This is a genomic window from Pseudanabaena sp. CCNP1317, assembly GCF_034931345.1.
Classification (GTDB): Bacteria; Cyanobacteriota; Cyanobacteriia; order Pseudanabaenales; family Pseudanabaenaceae; genus Pseudanabaena; species Pseudanabaena galeata.
This window is the reverse complement of sequence record NZ_JAYGIF010000047.1, coordinates 1-1,085: the sequence shown is the minus strand read 5'-3', so window position 1 is coordinate 1,085 and position 1,085 is coordinate 1. Positions and strand designations below refer to the sequence as shown.

The 1,085-nt window shown below is 39.1% G+C and carries 1 protein-coding gene; it reads left to right on the top strand.

Features of this window, described 5'->3' with window-relative positions:
* The first annotated feature begins 129 nt into the window (after positions 1 to 129).
* Positions 130 to 558 (top strand): sugar transferase, encoded by a 429-nt coding sequence (locus tag VB775_RS10225; RefSeq protein ID WP_323216769.1) that lies wholly within the window; start codon positions 130 to 132, stop codon positions 556 to 558.
* Positions 559 to 1,085: the final 527 nt, after the last annotated feature.

Here is a 1,085-nt window from a genome sequence, read left to right as displayed (position 1 = left end):
ACAGAAGATTCGCGTGATATCCAAGTGCGATACGATACTGTTCATATTGCTGAGGCTTTTAGTTTGTCAAACCTAGTCTCAGCTTTTCTTTTGCTTTTGTCTACTCTGTCGAACTGACGTTTATTTAGAATCATTAAATTTCGCACTATGATTACTGATGCTGACAAACTACATCATCTAGTGATGAGTGGTCAAACTGGTCTGCATAAGTGTGAAGACGATCCAAGAATTACTAATGTCGGTCGTTGGATGCGTAAGTATAGCCTTGATGAGCTACCCCAACTTTTTAATGTTTTGAGGGGTGAAATGAGTTTGGTAGGGCCTCGTCCTTGGGCTTTGTATGATGCTTTGCGTATTAATGGCGATCGCAAAAGAAGATTAAATTCATTACCTGGTGTGACTGGAGCGTGGCAAGTAAGCGCTCGTTCGACAATGCTAGATCTGGATGCAGTTACTGATTGTGATTTAAGTTATCTTCGCAACTGGACTTTGTGGTCAGACTTGAAAATTTTGTTGATGACTTTTCCCAAGGTTTTGTCTGGATTTGGAGCTTACTAATTTTTTTGTTTTTTAATTATGAATTAAGTGCTAGATATAAATATCTTTTCAGGGTTATTTCTATCAGTTATATTCTCAAGTTTGCCCATGTTTTTACGTGGGCTTTTCTGTATTTGCTATAAAACAAGTTTCGCTTAGAACATAAAACCCAAGAATTGAGGGGAGGAGCTTCGCTCCTCCCCTCAATTCTTGGGTTTTGATTTGTCCTATCTACCTCTCTTGCGTTGCTATAGCAATGTAAGTTTTGCTTAGGACATAAAACCAAAAAGATGAGTGGCGGCGTGAAGCGCCGCCACTCATCTTTCTCTTGCGTTGCTATATAAAACCATTGTTTTTGGATTGTTTTTGGAGTTTGCAAAAGAGATCCCAAAAATCCGTGAATTGTTATTAAACTAACATGACGTGAGTTCGACGAACTAAAAGATGGCAGGAGGAAGAGCAGGTAAGCCTTTGAAGAGAAGATCTAAAGCAGGTTTAGTCTCTCGATATGTATAAGCAACCAACCCAGCTAAAAGGTTGACAAGAAA